This is a genomic window from Pelagibacterium flavum, from assembly GCF_025854335.1.
Lineage (GTDB): Bacteria > Pseudomonadota > Alphaproteobacteria > Rhizobiales > Devosiaceae > Pelagibacterium > Pelagibacterium flavum.
On the sequence record NZ_CP107716.1, the window covers coordinates 2,957,443 to 2,977,687 of the forward strand.

Consider the following 20,245-nt stretch of genomic DNA (forward strand, 5'->3'; position numbering starts at 1 on the left):
GCCGTTTCTATAGGCCAAACTCGTGCAGATTGCAGTCAGCGATTGGAGCGCGCTTTGCCGCACCTTGGCGCCGATCGGCACCGCAGAGTGAGGGGCCGGACGGGACGGACATGACCGAGCAAGTCAAAACCATTGCCGTGGTCGGCGCCTCCCCTTTTGCGTGGCTTCTAGCAGGGCTTTTGGCGTCTGACCATTCACGAGCAATTGTGCTGCTCAGCCCACCGGCCAATCCCTACGCCCTGCGCGCCCTTCCCTCGCTGTCATTTGCGCCTGTTACACGACCGGAAACCTGGTCGATCCTTTTGAACCACACCCGGCCTGCCTTGCGGCGCCTCTCGCGCATCGTGCCCACCATCGGTGAGCGGATAGACATCCGCGTCCTGGCGCGATCGGCCGAAGCGATCGTGGCGCTGAGCCATATGCGCCATAGCGCCCAAGGCTTCCGCTATCCCGCCGATCCGATCGAAAAAGATGCCAACGGCACCTTCATGGGGCTGCGTGATGTCCGGTTGATCGATGCCGCTGCCCTCTATCGTGCCTCGCCGTCCTGGCTTGCCGCAGCCAATGTGGCGGTGCTCAATTCCCTCGATGGGCTCAAGATTCGCCGCGATGGCAGCGCCCAGTTCGGAACCACGTCCATCGATCAGGTGATCCTGGCCGATGATACCGCCATTATGGAATGGCTGGACGCCGATGAAATTTCCAAGTTCGCGCGCATCGAACATTGGGCCGGCATCGAGACGGCCCCACAGCGCCCTGGACGATACCGGGCCGGCTTCGATCTCGATACAGGAACCGTCTTTGCCCAGTCGGGCGACGGCACCATCCGCGCCGCGGCCCGCAACGACGATGGCAGGGCCCTGGATCGCATTGCAGATTGCCTGTCGCTGGACCCCGCCCCGCGCCTGGCCGCCCGGACCAGCCTTACGCGGCTTTTTTCCCATGATGGCGCGCCGGTGCTCGGCCCCACGCGACGCGACAAGATCTTCGTTGTCGCCGGGCTCGGAACGCTCGATCTGATCCTGGCGCCGCTTATCGCGGGGATCATTGCGGAACAGGCAAGCGGGGTGGAGGCCGAATGGGCAGTTGCCCATGGCACCAATCTGCGGCAACCGCGACGCGAGGTCGCCGAATTCCATCCCGGGCTCGTTGCTGGGGGTGTCCAATGAGCGAAAGCTGTCGCCTTGGCGGCGACCTGCCGCCCGAATTTGCGCGCCCGGTCATCGACCGCACCCGTCCCATCCGGTTCCGGCTCAACGGACGCCCGGTGAGCGGCTTTGAAGGCGATACGGTTCTGTCCGCCCTTCTGGCCAACGGTATTCACACAGCCGGACGCTACGGCGAGGACGTAATCGCGCTCGATGAGCACACCGCCCCACCCATAGTGCTGGAAGGAAACGAGAACCGTCCGGACCTTACCATGCCCATGGCGCTCTGCCCGGCCAGCGATGGCGCATCGTTTGTCTCGGTCGGCCCGCGCCGCACCGTCACCAAAACGCTGCTGGCCCGCTTCCTGCCGCGCCGCAAGGATACGCTTGGCCTGCTCTACAGCACCGGATCTGCCGCGCCGGGCGGCTGGATCGATACCGAAGCGACCCGCCGCATCACCGCCGATGTCGCCATTGTCGGTGGGGGCGTTGCCGGGCTTTCGGCGGCGCTTGCCGCCGCACGCAAGGGTCTGCGCGTCTGTCTTGTCGAAAAGGACGCAACGCTTGGCGGATTGTCGGTGTTTTTCGGCAAGGCGGAAGGCGAGCCGATCCCTGAGGACATGATCGGTGACCTCGCCAGCCAGATCGGAGAGTCCGGGCTCATCACCCTTTCATTGGGCACGCTGGCCTTCGATATTGCCAATTCGGCCATCGAGGCCGTCCGCGTTCACAAGGCCAGCGGGCTGCCCCAGCCCGAACGCCTGTCGGTAAAGGCGGACACCATCGTTCTTGCCACCGGAATGGTCGGCCGCATGCCGATCTTTCCGGGCAACAGGCTGCCGGGTGTGGCCGAGGCAAGCGCCGCGTGGCGGCTGGCTGCACGGTACAACATATGGCCGGGAGAAAACGCCCATATCCATTCGGTGACCAATGTGGGCTACCGCATGGCGCTGCTTGGCGCGGCCAGCGGCAAATCGATCCTGCGCACCAGCGATCCGCGCATCGATCCGCAAACCCGGTTCATCGAATTCTGCAAGGCCTATGGCTACCGGCTGGGTTGGGGCATGGGGATCGGGTCGGTAGCACAGGCGCGCGGCAAAGGGCTGAATGTGCATCTGGCCAATGCCGAAAACGGCACGCCCGAAAACGAGGCCATCGCCTGCGATCGCCTCATCGTTTCGGGCGGCTGGCAGCCCGATCTCGACCTCTGGCTCAAGGCGTCAGGGCCGGTCAGATGGGACGGGAACGCCCAGGCGCTCGTGGCGGACGGCTCTCTCGACGGCGTCGTTCTCGCCGGCAGTGTTGCGGGCTATCTCAGCCTTGGCGGCTGTGTTGCCCATGGCAAGGCTGCGCTTGAAACAGCCATCGACGGGCAAGCGCGCCCTGTCGCCGATCCTCGCATCGACCCCATTTTCGATACGCCGGACGGCCCTCTGCTCGTGTCGCCGCCTGACCGGAACAACGGCGCCTTTGTCGCGCCGGGAGCATCGCGAACCATCGCCGCCCCGATCACGCGCGGTTGGCAGCGCCCCCAGCCCCCCGCCTCCGGACCGTTGGCGGGGCCGCTCACCGCGCTGGACGTCGTTGGAGAAATCGTCACGCAGCGCCTCGATCCCGCGTTTGCGCCGGCACTCTGCGCCGAACGCTGCATCCTGCCGAGGGCACTGGAAAAGACCGCCAACGCCGCGCCCTTGCCGACGCATGTGCCCGAGGGCATGCCGCTCTATCTCGACCACCGCTTCGGCGCCAACCAGATGCAATGGACCCTCACCCCGGCAGAGCACCGGCGCTTTGATCCGGGATGTCTGGTGTTTGCCAACACCGACAACCGCTCACCGCTCGAGGCGATTGGCGTGGTGCTGGCGGACGAGCGCGGAAAGGTCCGCGCCCTGCTCGGCCCCCTGGGGATGAGCACCGGCGATACCGTCTTTATCCGGGATGGCCTGACCGTTCTCGCCGCCCGGCTCGAACAGCCCTTGTAACCTGGCTAGCCCTGCGCGGTTCGGCGTTCGGCGCCGTCGCGGGCCCTGCGCAGGATATCGGCATATTCGGCATTGAAGCGGATTTCGGCCATCTTGATGCCCGCGTCCAGCCGTTCACGCGCCACCGGATCGGCCGGGTTGGTCCGGTACATGTCGAGCGCACGGGTCACCAGCACTTCGACCGTCTGCCCGGTATCGGCCCAGGCCTGATCGAGCAGAGCGTTGACCGCCAGGGAGTCGCGGCATTTTCTGACGGTCATCAGCAGATACAGCCCGTTGAGCGCAGCGAGCACGTCATCGGCATCGACCCTGTCATTGCCATCCCGTGGACGCCGCAGCGCCTGAGTAACGTTGAGCGTGATTTCCTTCATCGGACGTTCGAGCCGCTCGGACAATCGTGCCGTGAGATCGGTCATGATGGTCCCCCACAGCGAACGTCTCTCAATGTCCAGATTGTAGGTAATGGCGCGCATCAGCCTGTGGAACCGGTCAATCGCCTTGCACGAGAAATCGATGTCGGCGAACAGGTTGGGCTGGCTGGCAAGACAGCCGATCTGACTCTGGGCGTGGCTCAGCAGCGCCTCGACCAGCGCGCCATAACCGGCATTGGTGATCCGGGTTTCGGTGTTGCCGCCCGCTATGGCCACCGCCGCCGCCATGACGCGGCTTGGATTGGCCATGTGCCCCACCATGGCTTGCATCCAAAGCGCGCGGGTCAGGGGGTTGGTGATTGAGATCGATTGCAGCGCCGTCGCCAGCGCCGCCTCATCGGAAATCGATCCGACTGCGACGCCGAATTTTCCCGCCTGCACCAGAAGCGGACGCCGCCGCATGGCCATGATGATGGGCGCGAGGCGCAGTCGCGCGTCCTCGCCTCCCATCTGCATCGTGTTGCGGCGCTCGAGCTCGCGATCGTCCTTTTCGGCGACAGCGTTGGCCTTGAGCCTTTCGAGAATTTCGGGGAGCAGCAGGTCGAAGGCTTCCAGAGGATCAGCGCCCGACTCAATCGCGTCGGCCAGTCTCGAAACCGCGTCGCCGGCGATGTCTCGCGCCATCCACGTCCAGACCTTGCCCGCGGTCTCGCGCTCGATGGCGCCCGCAAACCCATGATAGATCGGGGGATCAACCAGAACCCCGGCCAGCGCTTCGAGAAAAGCGTCCTTGCCCGAATCGGCCCCGCGTTTGGCGCCGGCGGCGCCCCGCGGCTGGTTCTTTGCGCCGGGAAATGTATCGGGAAGAGCCATGAAATCCTATAAGCGGTGCTGCGTGAGGGACCGGACGCCGAGGTTATCGGCAACGGGCTAAAAAAACCTTTCAAAGTATTAAAAAAAGGGTGCCGCCAGTGGCGACACCCGTCAATTGCTTTGAGGGTTGGGATAAACGCCTAAGCAGTCACACCCCAGGCGCCATCCAGCTCGCGGCAGGCCTGGCCGGAGCGTGTGTAGGTCTGGCCGCCCACGGTCACGCGGTGCGAGAATTCGCGGCAATCGAGATTGTTGACCCGCACATAGGGCCCGACCGAAACCTGACCGGTCGCCCCGCCCGAGGACCAGGTGCGCGGCGCGCCGGGACGACCGAACTGGAGGGCATAGAACTGGGCGTCGTTTGCTGCCGAGCGCTGGGCCGGGGTCAACTGACCGATAATCGCCGCATCGATATAGTCGTAGCTGCCAGGCTCCAGACGCGCCTGCTGAATGGGCGTCGAATCGCTCGGCGTGACGGTATCGGGCGTCGGGTTGGTCTGAACAGTCGGCTGTGGCATCACCGGCTGGGAGGTCTGGAAGTTTGCCGTGCGGGTACAACCCGCGACCACCAAAGCCAGCGAAACAAGTGCAATCGCCCTCAACATTTTCATTGCGCAATACCTTTCATAGCGGCCCATGAGCCATTTAATGTCTATCTCAGCCAATACGGCCAAATTGCGGTTTGCCGCCCTTGGTTCAAGTCTGTTGCCGTGCCTGACGTGCAGCAGGAAGCCGAAGTGTTGCCCGGAGGCCACCGAGGTCCGAGCGTGTCAGCGTCAATTCTCCCCCGTAAATATCGACGAGTTCCTTGACGATATCGAGTCCAAGCCCGCTCCCCGGCGTTTTTTCGTCTAGCCTGACCCCGCGGCGCAACACATGCTCTGCCTCCGCATCGGTCAGACCCGGTCCATTGTCTTCAACGACGATCTCGACGCTCCGGTTCCCCGCAACATGGGCCTCTCGCGCTGAAAGGCGGACTTCCGAGCGCGCCCATTTGCAGCCATTGTCCAGAAGGTTGCCGGCCATTTCTTCCAGATCGCCCTCATCGCCCCGGAACCACGGGACGTCTGGCGGCAGGTCGATGGCGATATCGCATTGCTTGTTGAGCTTGCCCATGACGCGCCCGAGCCGTTCGAGAACGGCGCGCGTGTCCGCCCTTTTGCCCACCACGCTCGAGCGTGCGGCCAGCCGCGCCTTGTCGAGATAGGTGGAAACGATACGGCTCATGTTGTCGGTCTCGTGGAGCACCGCCTTGGCCAGCGCTGTCTTGCCGCCCTCGGCCTCGTTGCGCAGCACGGCCAAGGGCGTTTTCAGCCCATGGGCGAGATTGCCCACCTGGGCCCGCGAGCGCTCCACTATCTGGGTGTTGGAGCGCAACAACTCATTGAGTTCGTCGGCCAGCGGCGCGATCTCTTGCGGAAAGGCGCCTTCGACGCTGGGCTTGTCGCCCTCGCGCACCGCCTCTATGGCCTCGCGCAGCCGCTCGATGGGTTTCAGGGCAAAGCGCGCGATCATGCCGCTCATGGCGGCCAGGATCAAACCGACCACCGCAAGAACGATAATGGCCTGCCCACGAAACGCGGCGGCGCGGCCCTCCACATCGGTATAATTGCCCGTCACGGTGATGACGTGGCGGCCCAGATCATCGAGCGTCACCCAGCGTTCCACAGCCCGCAGGGTCTGCTGGCCGTAATCGTCGTGGATCATGCCCGAACGGGTGCCTGATGCGTTGAAGGCGCCCACCAGATCGGGCAGCACGGTGCCAACCATGGAGGGAGAGAAATTGACCAGCGTTCCCGCCTCATTGCGGATCTGCCAGTACCAGCCGGAGGTGGGACGCGAAAACCGCGTATCGGCCAGTCCGATCTCGCCGGACGCTGCCGAATCGAGCTCGAGCGTCTGCCCGACCAACGACGAGATCTGCAGATCAAGGCTTTCAGTCAGGTCCCTGTCGAGGGCCTGCGAATAAAGCTCGGTCAGAAGGAACGCCGTCGCGACCAGCGCGACGATCAGCCAGCCTGCCGAAAGCCAGAACAGCCGGAAGGCGATGGAGCCCCGAGTCACTAGAGCAGGTCCAGGAAAAGTGGGAACCGGTTTTCCGTCCGGACCTGCGACCACAAGGAAAATTGAGCCAGTTTCGGGTTTCGCAGAAAGCTGAACACGGCTCAATCCGCCAGGATCTGATAGCCGAGCCCGCGAATGGTCTGGATCAGTTCCTCGGGCAGCTTCTTGCGCAATCGCCCGACGAAAACCTCGATCGTATTGGAATCGCGGTCGAAATCCTGATCATAGAGATGTTCGGTCAGCTCGGTGCGCGAGATCACCTTGCCCTTGTGCATCATAAGGTAGGACAAAAGCCGGAACTCGTGACTGGTCAGCTTTACCGCCTGGCCGTCCACGGTCACCCGGCCCGCCTTGGTGTCGAGCCGCACTTTTCCCGCGGTAATCTCGTTGGACGCATGGCCCGCCGCCCGGCGCACCAGCGCGCGCAGCCGTGCCAGAACCTCTTCCATATGAAAGGGCTTGGCCACATAGTCGTCGGCGCCGGCGTCGATCCCCTGCACCTTGTCGCTCCAGCGGTCCCGCGCCGTCAGCAAGAGAACCGGCATCATGCGGTTTTCGCGCCGCCAGGCTTCGAGCACCGAAATCCCGTCCATGCGCGGCAGGCCGATGTCGAGCACCACGGCATCATAGGGTTCGGTATCGCCCAGGAAGTGCCCTTCCTCGCCATCCGTGGCGCTGTCACAGACATAGCCGGCGTCGGTCAACGCTTCGCAAAGTTGCCTGTTGAGGTTTTCGTCGTCTTCGACAACAAGAATCCGCATCGTCCCGCCCCGCCTGCGTTTGGCCTATTGTGCATTCAACGTGAGATTTCGCGCCTGCCCCGAGGATTCGAGCACCGCAAGCACATAGACCAGCGCCCCGCTCTGCTCACAGACCTTGACGCTCAGTACTTCGGTGGAAGGATCAATCCCCTCGCGCGAGAGCACCGCAGCCACCGGCTGAATGCGCCCTTCAGCGAGGGCGGCCTGGATCGTCGAATTGTCCCAGCATGCGTCCTGCGCGAAAGCGGCTCCCGAGCCGGCGGGAGCAAGCAGGGCCGCGACGACAATCACAGACAAAAAGTGGCTAAAAAGTGCGTTTTTCATATCCGCATCTTTAGCGTGATCTTTCTGAACTTCAAATGAACGTTTGCGGCCTCCCCACCGATCACATCATGGTGCCCTACACCCCATTCGTCGTCGAGGCGGGCGGCAAGCGATATCTCCTCGATACAGGCTTTGCCGACAACGGCCCGGCCGGAACCGGGCTATTGCATGAGAACATGGAAAAGGCCGGCATCGAACCCGCCAGTATCGACGTTGTGCTGATGAGCCATTTGCATGGCGATCATATCAATGGTCTGCGCCGCAAAGACGGATCACTGGTTTATCCCGATGCCACCGTTTACATCCCACAGCCCGAATTCGATCATTGGATGGATGACGAGAAGATGGCTGGCGTTCCCGAAGCTGGGCGCGGGGGCTTTCTTGCGGTCCGGCGTGTGCTGGCCGACTATCCCGAGGGCAAGATCGTGCTCTTCGAGCCTGGCGCGACCGTGGAAGACGTCTTCAAGACCACCCCCTGTTTCGGCCACGCGCCGGGACAAACCGCCTTTACCATCGGGTCGGGAACCGCGAGCTTCAGCTACATTGCGGACGTGGCACACTACCCGGCACTGTTTGTGACCAATCCCGACTGGCACGTCCAGTTTGACATGAACCCCTAGACCGCCCACGTCACGCCATCCTGCAACAGATGAGCGAACAGGGCGGCCTGGTCGGCGGGTATCACTTTCCGTTCCCGTCTCTGGGCGCGATTACCACGGCGCAGCCTGGTGAAACCTATCGCTTCGACACCAAATCGGCCTGATCTCAAGCAGCGGAAACGCCCTTCACCCGAAGGGCGTTTCTGCCGAGGTCTAGCTGTTTGAAAGCTCGCTTTTGAGCCCGCGCCGCAGGAAGATCACCGCCAGTGCCTCCATGACCATCTGCGGCCCCGAATATTCCCCGAACATGGGGATATCGAACCCCAGACTCTGGGCAATACCGACAACCAGCATCAGAGCGCCGACGATATAGGTCTTGTAGCCGTCGAAAACGTTCATTTCCTTGATTTCCTTTGTGCTTTGCGAAGGTGGTTGCAGTCCGACAGCAGAAAGCGCCGTCGCACGAATGTCCGTGACGCGGCTCGTCCAACCCCGCCCGAAGGTCGCCCATGTGGCAAGCCGTTGCAGAAAGCCCATGCGCTGGTCGCACAGCGCTTCGATCAGGGCGCGCGGGTCGCGCTTTTGCACGGCCGCCAGCGTCAACGGCCCCACGAATCCGTCCTGCACCACGCCCACCAGCGCCTGCAGCACCCGCACCGCGCGGTCGGGCCCGGAATTGACCGCATAGTCGAACACGGCGAGGTCCAGTCCCGCCGGAAGCGAGCCCGCTTTGCATCTATCCCAATACAGTGCCTTGTAGATCGCCGACGCCTCGGCCCGCTCCAGCGCCTTGATCTCCGATTTTGGCAGATTCCACCACGGATCGGCCCCGCGCCAGCGGGCCAGCGTTTTGTGGGTGATCCCCATATTGGTCGCCCCGCCCGGATCGGAGGGATGGTCGGCATAACCGCCCTCATGCTCCAAAATCTTGGCAAGGCAAAGCGTCCAGCGCGAAGCCGGCATATTGCTTCTCCCTTTTGAATCAATGATTTGCACCCAATGACTGCCTTCCCAAAGACCCGTCACCCCGGCCTTGAGCCAGGGCCCAGTACACTCGGTGCTTGAGACAGAACCACAAACGCTGCCGGTTCCTGGGTCCCGGGCCCTCGCCCGGGATGACGATGGGGAGGCCAAGAGGCCTGTGGTCCCTCGAAATCAGCCGTTGTTGGAAAACGACAACTCGATCCAGTCGCTCCCGCGCCTGACGAGCATCAGAGCATCCTCGAAAGCATCGAGCACCCGATCGCCGCCCAGCTTCAAATTTCCGGTTCCGTCGCGAAAGGTCAGCGCATTGCCCGCCGTCCCGGTGACAATCAGCGTTGCGCCATCGAACCCACCTTCGATGGTATCCACATCGTCGGTCGTCCCGCTTTCAGGTGTCGGAACCACATAACCGGTCTCGGCGGCCAGAAAGCCTCCGGCAATTGTGGGAAAGCTCACCGCGCACCCCGCAAAGCTCGAAAACCGCACGAACCCGGTTGCGCCTTCCAGGCTCATCGCGGTCTTGAAATCGGCCCCGTCATCGGAGACCTTGAAGGTGAAATCATCATCCCCCGCCAGCCCGATTTCGGCCCGCCCCGACCAACCCGACTGGAAGATCAGCGTCGCGCTGTCGGCCCCGTCCTCCTTGTTGAGCGTCAGCCGCACATCGCCATTGCCGCCCTCTCCATCAGGGATCGCTGTAAACAGAGCCGCTTCGGAACGCACGGCCAGCCGGTTGGTCGCATCAGGGTCCGTTCCGATCCCCATCCCCGCCAATCCATTGAAAAGCGGCGCCCAGTTCCCGGCCCGAAACATTATCGGCTGGCCGCCGGCGATATCCCATGCCAACCAGCCCTCAGCCGGTTCGGCAAACCGCCAGCCGCCCTCGCTCCAGGCCGCCAATTGCCCGTCACGGCCTTCCCACGCCCCTGTCGCCATCGCCCCGATGCCATAGGTGTCGCCCGCCTCGGGATCGGCAGGCGGTTCAATCACCGCCAGCCCGACAAGCCGGATCTGCACCAGCGCATCGAGCAATAGCAGCGCCTCATTGTGGGTCACGTGTTTTTGCGCCTGCTCGGAGGCGATCAGCGGCAGATCGAGCCGCGCCGTCGAACTCATGGATAAACTCCCTGTGCGGCCAGCCCCGCGCCAAGGACCGGGCTAACCTGTTGAACTGTGAAACTGAACCCGCCCGCCGGACCCCCGAAATCGGCTGTCTGGTCGGCCGCCGAATAGGTCCAGCCCGCCGCGCCGACATCTTCGACGCGCACCGCTGTCCCGCCATCGAAAATACAAACCCGATAGTGCTCGGGCACGACGTCGAGCGGAATGTCGCCATAGGTCCAGCCGTTGCCGCCCACCCGGCCCCGCCGGATCCAGCTCAGGGCAATATCGCCGCTCCCGTCGCGAACCGCCCGCAGGTGCATCGGCGCCAGGGGCAGCGCCGTGCCGATATCCACATCAACGCCCAGCGCCGTGCCCTCCGCATCACGCGGCCCGGCATAGGCAAGCAAAGTCCGCGTATCGCCCAGCGCGCTCTGCGGCACTGCAAACCGCACGCAGGAGCCGTTCAAAACCAGCACCCGGTTGCCCGCCGACGCTTCACCGGCCCGCGTCCCGTCCTGCCCCCGCAACAACCCCGTCAGCCGATAGGTCGAAGCCTCGATCAGTTCGGCCTGTTCAAACCCGACCAGTTCCCAATGTCCGGCATCGGTCTCCACCGCCACCCGGTTGCTCGCTGCCAGCACCGCCTGCGGCGCGGCAGACGCCAGATGCCCGCCATACAATGACAGGACGATCCCACCCGCCCGATCCCAAATTCCGCTTGGCCCCGCCGCCAGAGGCTGCGCCAGAACACCCAGCGTCCCTGCCCCCGCCAGCCGCGCCAGCTCGGTTCCCGTTTCGGTTTCGCGCAGGCTGATCGGCCCTGGCCAGGGATCGCACATTGCCGCCGCTACAAGCTCGGTCCCTCCATCGCCCGCCGGCAGATGCGCAATGGTGATGAGCGGGGTCGCGGCAATCGGGGGGCTGATCTGCGGCATGCGTCGCTCTGCAGTGCCTGCCACCCCGTTGATCGTTCCCCCGAAAGCCAAGGCAGAAACCTGCCGCACCGCCCCGTCGCGCACCGTGCCGATCACGAACGGCCCGTCCGCCTGCCCCTCGACGGCCACCATATCGCCCGCCTCGAGCGCCAGCATCGAAGGCGGCAGCGCAAACTCCAATCCGTCCTCGCCCCGGCGCATGGCCCGCAACATGGCTTCAGCCACGCCCCCCGCATCCGCCGGATCGAGCACCAGCCCCATTTCCGCCCCCGCATAGCGTTCGCCTTTCGGCGCCACCGCCAGGGCGGTCGCCGTCTGATAATCGCGGTCCCTGTCGGAATAGCTCAGCGTCAGCCGCCCGGCCCGCTCGGCCCAATCGCCGCGCTTGCGTGAAACGATAGCCCCCTCGCCTGCCACCAGATCCGCGTGCGCCATCTCGACAACCGACCGCGTATCCCCGGCCCGCCAGACGATCCCCGCCTCCCCATCGCGCACCGAAAGTCCCAGCGCCTCGACCAGCCCCGCCGACGCGTCGCGCAGACTGGTCACCGCCTCGATTCCCAGCCCATGCACCATGGGCGCCCGTATATCGATTGCCTCGACCGGCACTCCGAACTCATCGGCCATGGCGGCCAAAAGCTCCTCGGCACTCGCCGCCCCCAACCGCCCGTTCAGCCAATGCCCCGTGTCGTAATTGGCAGCGTCCGACCAGATGTCGGGCATGCCGGGAAACGCCGGATAGGGCCGCGCGTCCCAGCACCAGAGATATATGCGCTCGGCATCGAGCATCGGTGCGCCATAGATGCCCGACACGGGATTGTGCGCCCCCGCTTCCCGCCAGTATTGGTGGCACGCCCGCAGCATCTGGCGCTGGATCAGCGGATCGGGCGCGCCGCTCGAAAATGGCGGTCGCTTGTCCTCGGCGCTTTTGGGGTCGCCAAACGCGTTGGGCGCGTTCGGCCCCTTGTCCACCGCACCGCATCCCAATTCGTCGCACCATGCGGCGGCAAATTGGGGCCCGCGAAACCGTTCGGGATCGTTGGCCGGCATCAGCAGCGCCACAGCGCCATTGGACCAGACCAGCCGCTCCGCGCTCGCCTCATAGCGCGGCGCCTCATTGTAGGGGTGGATCGCCTTGAGCCCCGAAACACCCTCGACCATGACCGCGCGCGCCTCGGCCATGGTTTCGCCCACCAGCGCTATGGGGCTGACGGGTCGCTCGCCGGTCGCAAGTTCGCGGACCCATTCGGCACCGGCCCGTGTCTTGCCCGAGCCGCGTCCACCAATCAAAAGCCAGGTCGTCCAGTCGCCCTTGGGGGCGCGCTGTTCGTCACGGCCCCATAAATCCCAGGCGAAGGTCCATTCGATGACCTCTTCGTCCGGCATCCTGTCGGCATGCTCACGCCAATAGGCGACCCGCTCTTCAAAACCGGCAAGGTCGTCGTCTCCCGCATGGTCATCGACGCTCACTTGCGTTCGATCTCGGCCATGCGTTCGGCCAGCCGTTGCTTGATGGCTCCCATCTCGGCGCTCGGGCGCTTGGTCTTTTCGATCTTGCGTTCGGCATTGTCGAGGTCGATCAGCTTGTCGAGCGATCGCACGAGATTGCCCAGCATTGTCACTTCCGTGTTGCTCACCGATGTCATCTCCTCGTCGAGCAGGTTGAGTTGGCGTTCGAGAACGCGAAACATGCGCCTTATCAGCGTCGTGCGTTGCGTATGGCCGACCGTCGGCTTGCGCATCGGCCAGCCCTTGGCCTTGACGCGCGCATTGATCCCGCTGCGCGAAACGCCGTGACGCGCGGCAATTTCCGAAATCGGCACTTTGCCGGCCTCATATTCCGCCCGCACGGCATCCCAGTCCGGCTCCACCGTCCCGCTCATCGCCCGATCCATCGCTGTCGTTGAAAAAAGGTCCGGTGAGACCCTGCGCCCCGGAGCACCGTGGAGGGGCCGTTGCTCTCGAGTGCGACCCAAACAAGGTCGCGTCCGCAGTAATCTCACCGTGCCACAAATCTAACCGAGCGGCGTGACGCGGGGATAAATCCCCTGGTATTTTTTGAAACTCCCGCCCGCCCGGCGCGTTCAACAGCCGCGCTCCCCTCAAAGCGTCGCCGTAAGATCGCGCCGCCGACGCGGATTTGCGAGAGAGATCAATAGCCCGGAGTTTCATCAATGAACCGCCTCCTGCCCGCAGCCCTTCTTGCCGCTTTCGCCTTGCCCGCCTTCGCGCAGGACGCAACTCTGGAGATGGGCCGCGAACGGTCCGAAGCGTTCCTGTCCGGCGATCTCGAGGCGATCTGGAACGACATGACGCCGCAAATGCACGAAGCCCTCGGTTCGCTCGAGGATCTTTCCGCCTTCCACCAGCAGATCACCACCGATCTGGGCGAAGAAACCGCGATCCTCGACGAAGAGGCGACCGCCCAGGGCGAACTTGCCGTTTACACACGTATTGGCGAGTGGTCTGCGCTCGACACCCCCATTGTCATGGAATGGGCGTTTGCCCCCGATGGCATGATCGCGGGCTTTTTCATCCAGCCCCAGCCCGAGGCCGCTCCTTCGGCCTATTTCGACTATGAAACCAGATCCGATCTGCGGCTGCCCTTTAGGGATGAATGGCACGTCTTCTGGGGCGGGCGCGACATCGCCGACAATTACCACGCCACCGATCCTGCCCAGCGCTTTGCCTATGATTTCGTGGTCCATGAGGACGGCCAGTCCTACACGGGCGATCCCCAACAGCTGGAAAACTACCATTGCTGGGGCCGCGACATTCTCGCGCCCGCCGACGGTCAGGTCATCGCCATGGTCAATGATCTCCCTGACCAGCCGATCGGGCAAACCGATGCGGAAAATCCCGCCGGCAATCATGTGATCCTGGCACTGGCAAAAGGCGAGTTCGCCTTCCTGGCCCATATGCAGCAAGGCTCGATCACCGTGCAGCGCGGCCAGGATGTATCGTCGGGCGATGTGTTGGGGTTGTGCGGGAACTCGGGCAACACGTCCGAACCGCACCTGCATTTCCACCTCCAGACCACGCCTGATCTGAGAGATGGCGAGGGCCTTCCCGCCCAGTTCCAGAACTACATTGCAGATGGTGAACCCGTGGTGCGCGGAGAACCTGTGCGCGGCCAGACGGTTGCTCCTGCCGCGTCCTGAGAGGGAAAAAACCACTTGGGAGAATTTAGGAACCCGATCCCGCCGGGCTGTGTTGTGTCCTGAGAGGCAATCGCACCGGGAGAGCATCATGGACGACACGCATCGCGCGCGCCGCGGCTTTGGCTTTTGGGCCGCAATGGTCATTGGCGCCATCATCGCAATTTTCGGAGTTCCCATTCTCGCCGGCGGCGTCTGGCTCGCTGCGCTCGGCGGGTCCTGGTACTACATTCTCGCCGGTATCGGTCTTCTCATCACCGCATTCTTTCTCTTCCGACGCTCCATGCTCGCCGTGTGGGTTTATCTGGTGACCTTTGCGGGCACCGTTGTCTGGGCGCTCTGGGAGGCGGGGTTTGACGGATGGGCACAGGTGCCGCGCCTCGTGGCGCCCACCGTGGTGCTCGTTCTGGTCCTTGCCACCATTCCCGCGCTGCGCGGACGCTTCGCCCGCCCCGCCAGCACCGCAGCCGCGGCCATTGCGGGCGGATTGGCACTGGCCGGCTCGCTCTCGGTCCTCACGATTTCCCAGCAGGGCACCGCCATAGCCCAGGACGCCCCCGCGGCCGATGAGGCCGCACCGGTGGAAGAAACCGAAGCTCCGGTGACCGAAATTCTGCCCGAGGAACCCGGCGAAGTCCCGGAAGGCCAGGCGCCGACCATCGAAACCGATGAAGCGGCTCCGGTCCAAGGTGCCGCGCCGCCGTCACCCGAAGCCCCTGCGGCGCCGGAAACGGGCGAGGAAGCCACGGGCGATACCACGCCCACCGGCGTTGAAGCGCGCGCGCCCCTCGCCACGATGGAGGTCGGTGAAAACTGGCCCGCCTATGGCGGCACCTATCACGGCACCCGCTATTCCCCCCTCGATCAGATCACCCCCGACAATGTCGGAGAACTGACCCGCGTCTGGGAATTCCATTCGGGCGATCTGCCCGAGGGCGATGCCTCCAGCTATTCGCCCGAAAACACCCCGCTCAAGGTGGGCGACGATCTCTATCACTGCACCGCCATGGGCATCATGGTCGCCATCGACGCCGCGACCGGCCTTGAGGAATGGCGCTACGATCCTGAAGTCCCCACCGATGCCATTCCCTACGGCGCAACCTGCCGTGGCGCCGCCTATTTCGAGGTCCCGGACGCCGATCCCGATGCCATCTGCGCCACGCGCATCCTGTGGGGCACGCTCGACGCCCGCCTGCTCGCCGTCGACGCGCGCACGGGACAGCCCTGCCCCGATTTCGGCCTGGCCGGTGAGGTCTATCTCGAAGAGGGTCTGGGTGACACGGTGCCCGGCTGGTACGCGGTCACTTCGCCCCCCACAATCGTTCGGGGCATCGCGGTGATGGGCGCCCAGGTCAATGACGGCCAGGCCGAAGACGCTCCCTCGGGCGTCGTGCGCGGCTATGATGCGGTTACGGGCGAACTCGCCTGGGCCTGGGATCTGGAAAATCCCGACAGCCGCACCGCGCCTCCCGAAGGGGAAACCTATTCGCGCGGCACGCCCAACATGTGGACCATCGCGGCAGCCGACGAGGAACTGGGGCTGGTGTATCTGCCCCTGGGCAATTCGGCCGTCGATTATTACGGCTCGAACCGCTCGGAGCTGGAAAACGAATACGCCACCTCGATCGTCGCGGTCGATGCAACCACGGGCGATGACGTCTGGCACTTCCAGACCGTCCATAACGACGTCTGGGACTATGATCTGGGAAGCCAGCCCGCGCTGGTCGATTTCCCCACCGGCGAGGGCAGTGTTCCCGCCATCATCGTTTCCACCAAGCAGGGCGACATCTACATCCTCGACCGCGAAACCGGCGAGCCGCTCTTTGCCCCCGAGGAACGCGAAGTGCCCCAGGGCGGGGTCGAACCCGACTATCTCTCGCCCACCCAGCCCTTTTCGACCTACCACACGCTCGCCTTCGAGCCGCTTGAAGAAAAAGACATGTGGGGCATGACACCGCTCGATCAGCTCTGGTGCCGCATCCAGTTCCGCCAGGCCCATTACGAGGGCATCTACACCCCGCCCACCTCCGATCAGCGCTGGATCCAGTATCCGGGCTATAATGGCGGGCAGGATTGGGGATCGCTGGCCGTCGACGAAGAGCGCGGCATCATGATCGCCAATTACAACAACATGCCCAATTACAACCGCCTGATCCCGCGTGAAGAGGCCGACGAGATGGGCGTTCGCGCCATTTTCGAGCCCGAATGGGAGCGCGGCGCGGAAGGTCCGGGACCACAGCTCGGTTCGCCCTACGCCATCGCGGTCAATGCCGGCTGGCGCCAGTCGACGGGGCTTTTGTGCAGCGAGCCGCCCTATGGCGGCATCCGGGCCATCGATCTGGAAACCGGGGAAACGCTCTGGGACAAACCTTTCGGTAGCGCCCGCAAGAACGGTCCCTGGGGTATCCCCTCGATGTTGCCCATCCCTATCGGCACGCCCAACAATGGCGGCCCGATCGTTACGGCCAGCGGCCTGATCTTCATCGCCGCGACAACCGATGATCTCATCCGGGCCATCGATATCGAAACCGGCGAAACCGTCTGGCAGGACACCCTGCCCGGTGGCGGGCAGACAACGCCCATCATCTATGAAGTCGCGGGCCGCCAGTTCCTGGTCATCGCGCCGGGCGGCCACCACTTCATGGAAACCCCGGTCTCGGACGCCGTCATCGCCTGGGCCCTGCCCGAGACCGTCCAGGCGGTCGAAGGCGCCACCGGCGATTAGGAGGACAAGGCTAGCCCTCCCACCTTGGTCATCCCGGGCTCGGCCCGGGATCCAGTAGCCGCCAGCGTCGGCGGTTCCATCTCCGGCGCTGAGTGTACTCGGCCCCGGCGTCCGCCTTGCTGCGCCATCATCGCCCCTTGACCACCCCCATCAAATCCGATTTGGCTTGCCGCGCCGAAATCACTTCAGGATCGTGTGCCCAGGATGCGTGGCCAGCTTGCCCTCTTGCTCTCCTCCCGCCGCTGGGAGCAGTTCATCATCACGGTGATCGTTATCAATGCCATCACGCTGGGGCTCGAAACGTCCCCGGAGGTCATGGCGGCCATCGGCCCGGCGCTCGTCGCGCTCGACTCGATCATCCTGGCGATCTTTGTCGTTGAAATCGCGCTGCAGCTCTACGCGCACGGGTTCAAATTCTTCCGCGATCCGTGGTCGATCTTTGATTTTGCCATCGTCGCCATCGCGCTCATTCCCGCCTCGGGCCCCTTCACCGTTTTGCGCGCCCTGCGCATCCTGCGGGTCTTGCGGCTGATTTCGGTGGTGCCATCGCTGCGCAAGGTCATTGGCGGGCTGGTTGCGTCCCTGCCCGGCATCGCCTCGATCTTTGTCTTGCTCATGCTGGTGTTTTACGTCTTTGCCGTCATGGCGACCAAGCTCTACGGCGCCACATTCCCCCAATGGTTCGGCTCGATCCCAGCTTCGTTCTACACCCTGTTCCAGGTGATGACGCTGGAAAGCTGGTCGATGGGCATTGTGCGGCCGGTCATGGAGGTTCACCCCTCCGCCTGGCTTCTTTTCGTGCCCTTCATCGGCGCCACCGCCTTGACGGTGCTCAACCTGTTCATCGGTGTGATCGTGTCGGCCATGCAGGAAGAACACGATTCCGAAGCCACGACCCAACGCCAGGAATTGCGCAGCGAAACCGAGCTGGTTCTGGCCGAAGTTCGCGCCCTGCGCGCCGAAGTTGCCGAGTTGCGCCGCGAGCAAACGAGCGGAAAATAGCGGCCCCGGCCAGAACTTATCCACCGTCACCGAACCGTCATGCGCAGGTGACCTGACCGTCACACAACACAAATAGCGTCCGCCCCGATCGAAACCCCATGGAGGCAACCATGTTTCGTCGGACGCTAGTGTCTACCCTTTCCATCGCGCTTTGCGCATCCACCGCCCTCGCCCAGGATCTTCCCCAGGCCGGGAGCGACTATTACACTGCGGCTCAGGACGCTCTTGCTGAGCGCATCAACCTGCAGCCCAACACCAACAAGGCAATGAACGTCATCCTGTTCGTGGCCGATGGACAGGGTGTCCATACAAACTACGGCATTCGCCTCTATGAAGGCCAGCAGAACGGATTTTTGGGCGAAGAATATGATCTGCCCCATGACCTGTTCCCCAACTCGGCCATCATCAAGACCTACAACATCAACTCCCAGACTCCGGACTCCGCCCCGACCGCCGGCGCGATGAACACCGGCGTCAAGCAGGTCTTCAACACCATCAACATGGCCGATACCGTCATCCACGACGATTGCTCGACCGAAAGCCCGCTGCGCCTGTTCTCCGAGATGGCTTCGGACGCCGGCATGTCGGTCGGCGCGGTTTCCACTGCGTCCATTACCCATGCCACCCCGGCCGCCGTTTACGCCAAGACTGCCAACCGCAACTGGGAAGGCTCCGCGCCGGAAGGCTGCACCGACATCGCGACCCAGCTCATCGAACAAATGGAAGCTGGCGTGATCGACGTTGCGCTCGGCGGCGGCATCCGCGCCTTTGCTCCGGCAGGCGTCGAGATGGAAACAGGCACCGGCAACCGTGAAGACGATGTCAACCTCGTCGAACGCGCCACCGCCTCTGGCATCCAGTATGTCTATGATGCCGAAACCCTTGCTGCGGCAGACCGCAGCCAGCCGATCCTGGGCCTGTTCTCCAACTCGCACATGTCCTACGAACATGACCGTCCCGAGGACGAACCCTCGCTGGCCGATCTGACCACGGCAGCGATCGAGCAGCTCTCCGGCAATGAAAACGGCTTCTACCTCGAAGTCGAAGCTGGCCGCGTCGATCACGCCAGCCATGCGGGCAACGCTCATCGCACCTTCACCGATGGCGTGGCGTTCTCGGACGCCATCCGTGCCGCTCAGGAAATGACCGACCCGGAAAACACGCTCATCATCGTCACCGCCGACCACGAACATTCGATCGTCTTCAACGGCTATTGCGGCCGTGGCACGCCGATCACCGGTCTGTGCATGGGCGTGGCCAAGGGCCAGGTCGAACATTCGGGAGAGCCCGTGCTGGCCGCCGATGGCCTGCCTTACACCGTGGTCACCTTCGGACAGGGCGCCGGTTCGGTTCTCGTCGAACAGGAAGACGGCACCTATGCCGGTTCGCGTCCCGACCTGACCCAGGAAGAAGCTCAGGATCCTGATTACCTCCAGCAGGCGCTCATCCCGATGGGTTCGGAAACCCACTCCGGCGTTGACGTTGCCCTTTGGGCCACTGGCCCCTGGTCGCACCTGTTCGGTGGCACCATGGATCAGGAAATGATCTTCCACGTCATGAACCACGCTGTCTTCGGCGCCGCCGAATAATCGGTCCCGATCACAAATTTTGGGGAGGGCCGGTCCACCGGCCCTCTTTTCATATCACTGTCACACAACAGGGGCCGCTGCCTGCTAGTATTTTCGCACCAGGCAAAGGAGATTTCCCATGAACCGACGCGGATTTTTCGCCACCGCGTCCGGCGCCGTTCTGGCCGCCCCCTTCATCGTCACCCGTGCCGTGGCCGCCGAACCGCAAGTGCGCCTGCGCGAGCTCTATGAAAAAGACATGAGCTTTACCCCCTTCGCGCTTGAAAACGAGGGGGCACGCGTGGCCATCGAGGGCTTTATGGCGCCCCCGCTCAAGGCGGATTCCAATTTCTACGTTCTGACCAATATCCCCATGGCCGTCTGCCCGTTCTGCTCTTCGGAAACCGAATGGCCCAACGACATTCTGGCCGTCTATGCCCAGCGGGTGGTCGATACCATTCCCTTCAACGTCAAGATCATCACGCGCGGCACGCTCGAGTTGGGCACCTACACCGATCCCGAATTGGGCTTCGTCTCCCGCGTTCGCCTTGTCGATGCCGTGCAGGAACGCGCCTGACCGTACCAAGCGGGTCGCCGCTCTCTGCAGGACACGACACGAACGTCTAGCCCCACCCGATGTCATTCCG

The 20,245-nt window shown here is 63.7% G+C and carries 17 protein-coding genes; 8 read left to right on the top strand and 9 right to left on the bottom strand.

All coding sequences use genetic code 11. The features are described from left to right. The first annotated feature begins 110 nt into the window (after positions 1-110). Positions 111-1,169: an FAD-binding oxidoreductase/lyase gene (locus tag OF122_RS14885; RefSeq protein ID WP_264224975.1), complete on the top strand. Its 1,059-nt coding sequence runs from the start codon at positions 111-113 to the stop codon at positions 1,167-1,169. Next, complete coding sequence (locus OF122_RS14890; protein ID WP_264224976.1) at positions 1,166-3,130, top strand: FAD-dependent oxidoreductase; 1,965 nt, start codon at positions 1,166-1,168, stop codon at positions 3,128-3,130. The genes OF122_RS14885 and OF122_RS14890 overlap by 4 nt, the downstream gene beginning before the upstream one ends. Positions 3,131-3,135: 5 nt before the next feature. Here the strand turns inward: OF122_RS14890 and OF122_RS14895 are convergent, their stop codons facing one another. The 5 genes from OF122_RS14895 to OF122_RS14915 form a co-directional block, all read right to left on the bottom strand. Then, a complete protein-coding gene (locus OF122_RS14895) occupies positions 3,136-4,374 on the bottom strand; it encodes a hypothetical protein (protein ID WP_264224977.1) in 1,239 nt (412 codons plus the stop codon). A 140-nt stretch (positions 4,375-4,514) separates the two neighbouring features. Then, positions 4,515-4,985, bottom strand: a complete 471-nt coding sequence (locus tag OF122_RS14900) for a hypothetical protein (RefSeq protein ID WP_264224978.1) — start codon at positions 4,983-4,985, stop codon at positions 4,515-4,517. A gap of 85 nt (positions 4,986-5,070) precedes the next feature. Further along, positions 5,071-6,438: a sensor histidine kinase gene (locus OF122_RS14905; RefSeq protein ID WP_264224979.1), complete on the bottom strand. Its 1,368-nt coding sequence runs from the start codon at positions 6,436-6,438 to the stop codon at positions 5,071-5,073. A gap of 101 nt (positions 6,439-6,539) precedes the next feature. Further along, a complete protein-coding gene (locus OF122_RS14910; RefSeq protein WP_264224980.1) occupies positions 6,540-7,199 on the bottom strand; it encodes a response regulator transcription factor in 660 nt (219 codons plus the stop codon). A 24-nt stretch (positions 7,200-7,223) separates the two neighbouring features. Next, complete coding sequence (locus tag OF122_RS14915) at positions 7,224-7,523, bottom strand: hypothetical protein (protein ID WP_264224981.1); 300 nt, start codon at positions 7,521-7,523, stop codon at positions 7,224-7,226. A gap of 35 nt (positions 7,524-7,558) precedes the next feature. Between OF122_RS14915 and OF122_RS14920 the strand changes: the two genes are divergently transcribed. Beyond that, positions 7,559-8,143: an MBL fold metallo-hydrolase gene (locus tag OF122_RS14920; RefSeq protein WP_264224982.1), complete on the top strand. Its 585-nt coding sequence runs from the start codon at positions 7,559-7,561 to the stop codon at positions 8,141-8,143. Between the two features lie 192 nt (positions 8,144-8,335). On the opposite strand, the gene OF122_RS14925 is transcribed toward OF122_RS14920, so the two are convergent. The 4 genes from OF122_RS14925 to OF122_RS14940 all read right to left on the bottom strand — a co-directional run bounded on the left by OF122_RS14925 (position 8,336) and on the right by OF122_RS14940 (position 13,028). Next, positions 8,336-9,085 carry a glycoside hydrolase family 108 protein gene (locus tag OF122_RS14925; protein ID WP_264224983.1) on the bottom strand — a complete coding sequence of 250 codons (750 nt, stop codon included), beginning with the start codon at positions 9,083-9,085 and terminating at the stop codon, positions 8,336-8,338. 192 nt (positions 9,086-9,277) lie between these two features. Next, a complete protein-coding gene (locus OF122_RS14930; protein WP_264224984.1) occupies positions 9,278-10,222 on the bottom strand; it encodes a DUF2793 domain-containing protein in 945 nt (314 codons plus the stop codon). After that, positions 10,219-12,615, bottom strand: a complete 2,397-nt coding sequence (locus OF122_RS14935) for a baseplate megatron protein TIM-barrel domain-containing protein (RefSeq protein ID WP_264224985.1) — start codon at positions 12,613-12,615, stop codon at positions 10,219-10,221. Before OF122_RS14935 ends, OF122_RS14930 begins: the two co-directional genes overlap by 4 nt. Continuing rightward, positions 12,612-13,028 carry a hypothetical protein gene (locus tag OF122_RS14940; RefSeq protein ID WP_264224986.1) on the bottom strand — a complete coding sequence of 139 codons (417 nt, stop codon included), beginning with the start codon at positions 13,026-13,028 and terminating at the stop codon, positions 12,612-12,614. The genes OF122_RS14935 and OF122_RS14940 overlap by 4 nt, the downstream gene beginning before the upstream one ends. Positions 13,029-13,319: 291 nt before the next feature. On the opposite strand from OF122_RS14940, the gene OF122_RS14945 reads away from it, so the two are divergent. The 5 genes from OF122_RS14945 to OF122_RS14965 all read left to right on the top strand — a co-directional run bounded on the left by OF122_RS14945 (position 13,320) and on the right by OF122_RS14965 (position 20,175). Continuing rightward, positions 13,320-14,306 carry a peptidoglycan DD-metalloendopeptidase family protein gene (locus OF122_RS14945; RefSeq protein ID WP_264224987.1) on the top strand — a complete coding sequence of 329 codons (987 nt, stop codon included), beginning with the start codon at positions 13,320-13,322 and terminating at the stop codon, positions 14,304-14,306. A gap of 88 nt (positions 14,307-14,394) precedes the next feature. Continuing rightward, positions 14,395-17,028: an outer membrane protein assembly factor BamB family protein gene (locus OF122_RS14950; RefSeq protein WP_264224988.1), complete on the top strand. Its 2,634-nt coding sequence runs from the start codon at positions 14,395-14,397 to the stop codon at positions 17,026-17,028. 204 nt (positions 17,029-17,232) lie between these two features. Next, the gene (locus OF122_RS14955) at positions 17,233-18,030 is read left to right on the top strand and encodes an ion transporter (RefSeq protein ID WP_264224989.1); all 798 of its coding nucleotides are present in this window, start codon (positions 17,233-17,235) and stop codon (positions 18,028-18,030) included. 110 nt (positions 18,031-18,140) lie between these two features. Beyond that, a complete protein-coding gene (locus OF122_RS14960) occupies positions 18,141-19,619 on the top strand; it encodes an alkaline phosphatase (protein WP_264224990.1) in 1,479 nt (492 codons plus the stop codon). 118 nt (positions 19,620-19,737) lie between these two features. Continuing rightward, on the top strand, positions 19,738-20,175 hold the full coding sequence (locus tag OF122_RS14965; protein ID WP_264224991.1) for a hypothetical protein: 438 nt from the start codon (positions 19,738-19,740) through the stop codon (positions 20,173-20,175). The last annotated feature ends 70 nt before the right edge of the window (positions 20,176-20,245 follow it).

What these genes read in the sequence shown, in the direction of transcription:
- OF122_RS14955 (WP_264224989.1), top strand. Translation starts at nt 17,233, where the DNA reads ATGCGTGGCCAGCTTGCCCTCTTGCTCTCCTCCCGCCGCTGGGAGCAG.
- OF122_RS14895 (WP_264224977.1), bottom strand. Translation starts at nt 4,374, where the DNA reads ATGGCTCTTCCCGATACATTTCCCGGCGCAAAGAACCAGCCGCGGGGC.
- OF122_RS14920 (WP_264224982.1), top strand. Translation starts at nt 7,559, where the DNA reads ATGAACGTTTGCGGCCTCCCCACCGATCACATCATGGTGCCCTACACC.
- OF122_RS14915 (WP_264224981.1), bottom strand. Translation starts at nt 7,523, where the DNA reads ATGAAAAACGCACTTTTTAGCCACTTTTTGTCTGTGATTGTCGTCGCG.
- OF122_RS14900 (WP_264224978.1), bottom strand. Translation starts at nt 4,985, where the DNA reads ATGAAAATGTTGAGGGCGATTGCACTTGTTTCGCTGGCTTTGGTGGTC.
- OF122_RS14940 (WP_264224986.1), bottom strand. Translation starts at nt 13,028, where the DNA reads ATGAGCGGGACGGTGGAGCCGGACTGGGATGCCGTGCGGGCGGAATAT.
- OF122_RS14910 (WP_264224980.1), bottom strand. Translation starts at nt 7,199, where the DNA reads ATGCGGATTCTTGTTGTCGAAGACGACGAAAACCTCAACAGGCAACTT.
- OF122_RS14925 (WP_264224983.1), bottom strand. Translation starts at nt 9,085, where the DNA reads ATGCCGGCTTCGCGCTGGACGCTTTGCCTTGCCAAGATTTTGGAGCAT.
- OF122_RS14890 (WP_264224976.1), top strand. Translation starts at nt 1,166, where the DNA reads ATGAGCGAAAGCTGTCGCCTTGGCGGCGACCTGCCGCCCGAATTTGCG.
- OF122_RS14950 (WP_264224988.1), top strand. Translation starts at nt 14,395, where the DNA reads ATGGACGACACGCATCGCGCGCGCCGCGGCTTTGGCTTTTGGGCCGCA.
- OF122_RS14885 (WP_264224975.1), top strand. Translation starts at nt 111, where the DNA reads ATGACCGAGCAAGTCAAAACCATTGCCGTGGTCGGCGCCTCCCCTTTT.
- OF122_RS14965 (WP_264224991.1), top strand. Translation starts at nt 19,738, where the DNA reads ATGAACCGACGCGGATTTTTCGCCACCGCGTCCGGCGCCGTTCTGGCC.
- OF122_RS14960 (WP_264224990.1), top strand. Translation starts at nt 18,141, where the DNA reads ATGTTTCGTCGGACGCTAGTGTCTACCCTTTCCATCGCGCTTTGCGCA.
- OF122_RS14945 (WP_264224987.1), top strand. Translation starts at nt 13,320, where the DNA reads ATGAACCGCCTCCTGCCCGCAGCCCTTCTTGCCGCTTTCGCCTTGCCC.
- OF122_RS14930 (WP_264224984.1), bottom strand. Translation starts at nt 10,222, where the DNA reads ATGAGTTCGACGGCGCGGCTCGATCTGCCGCTGATCGCCTCCGAGCAG.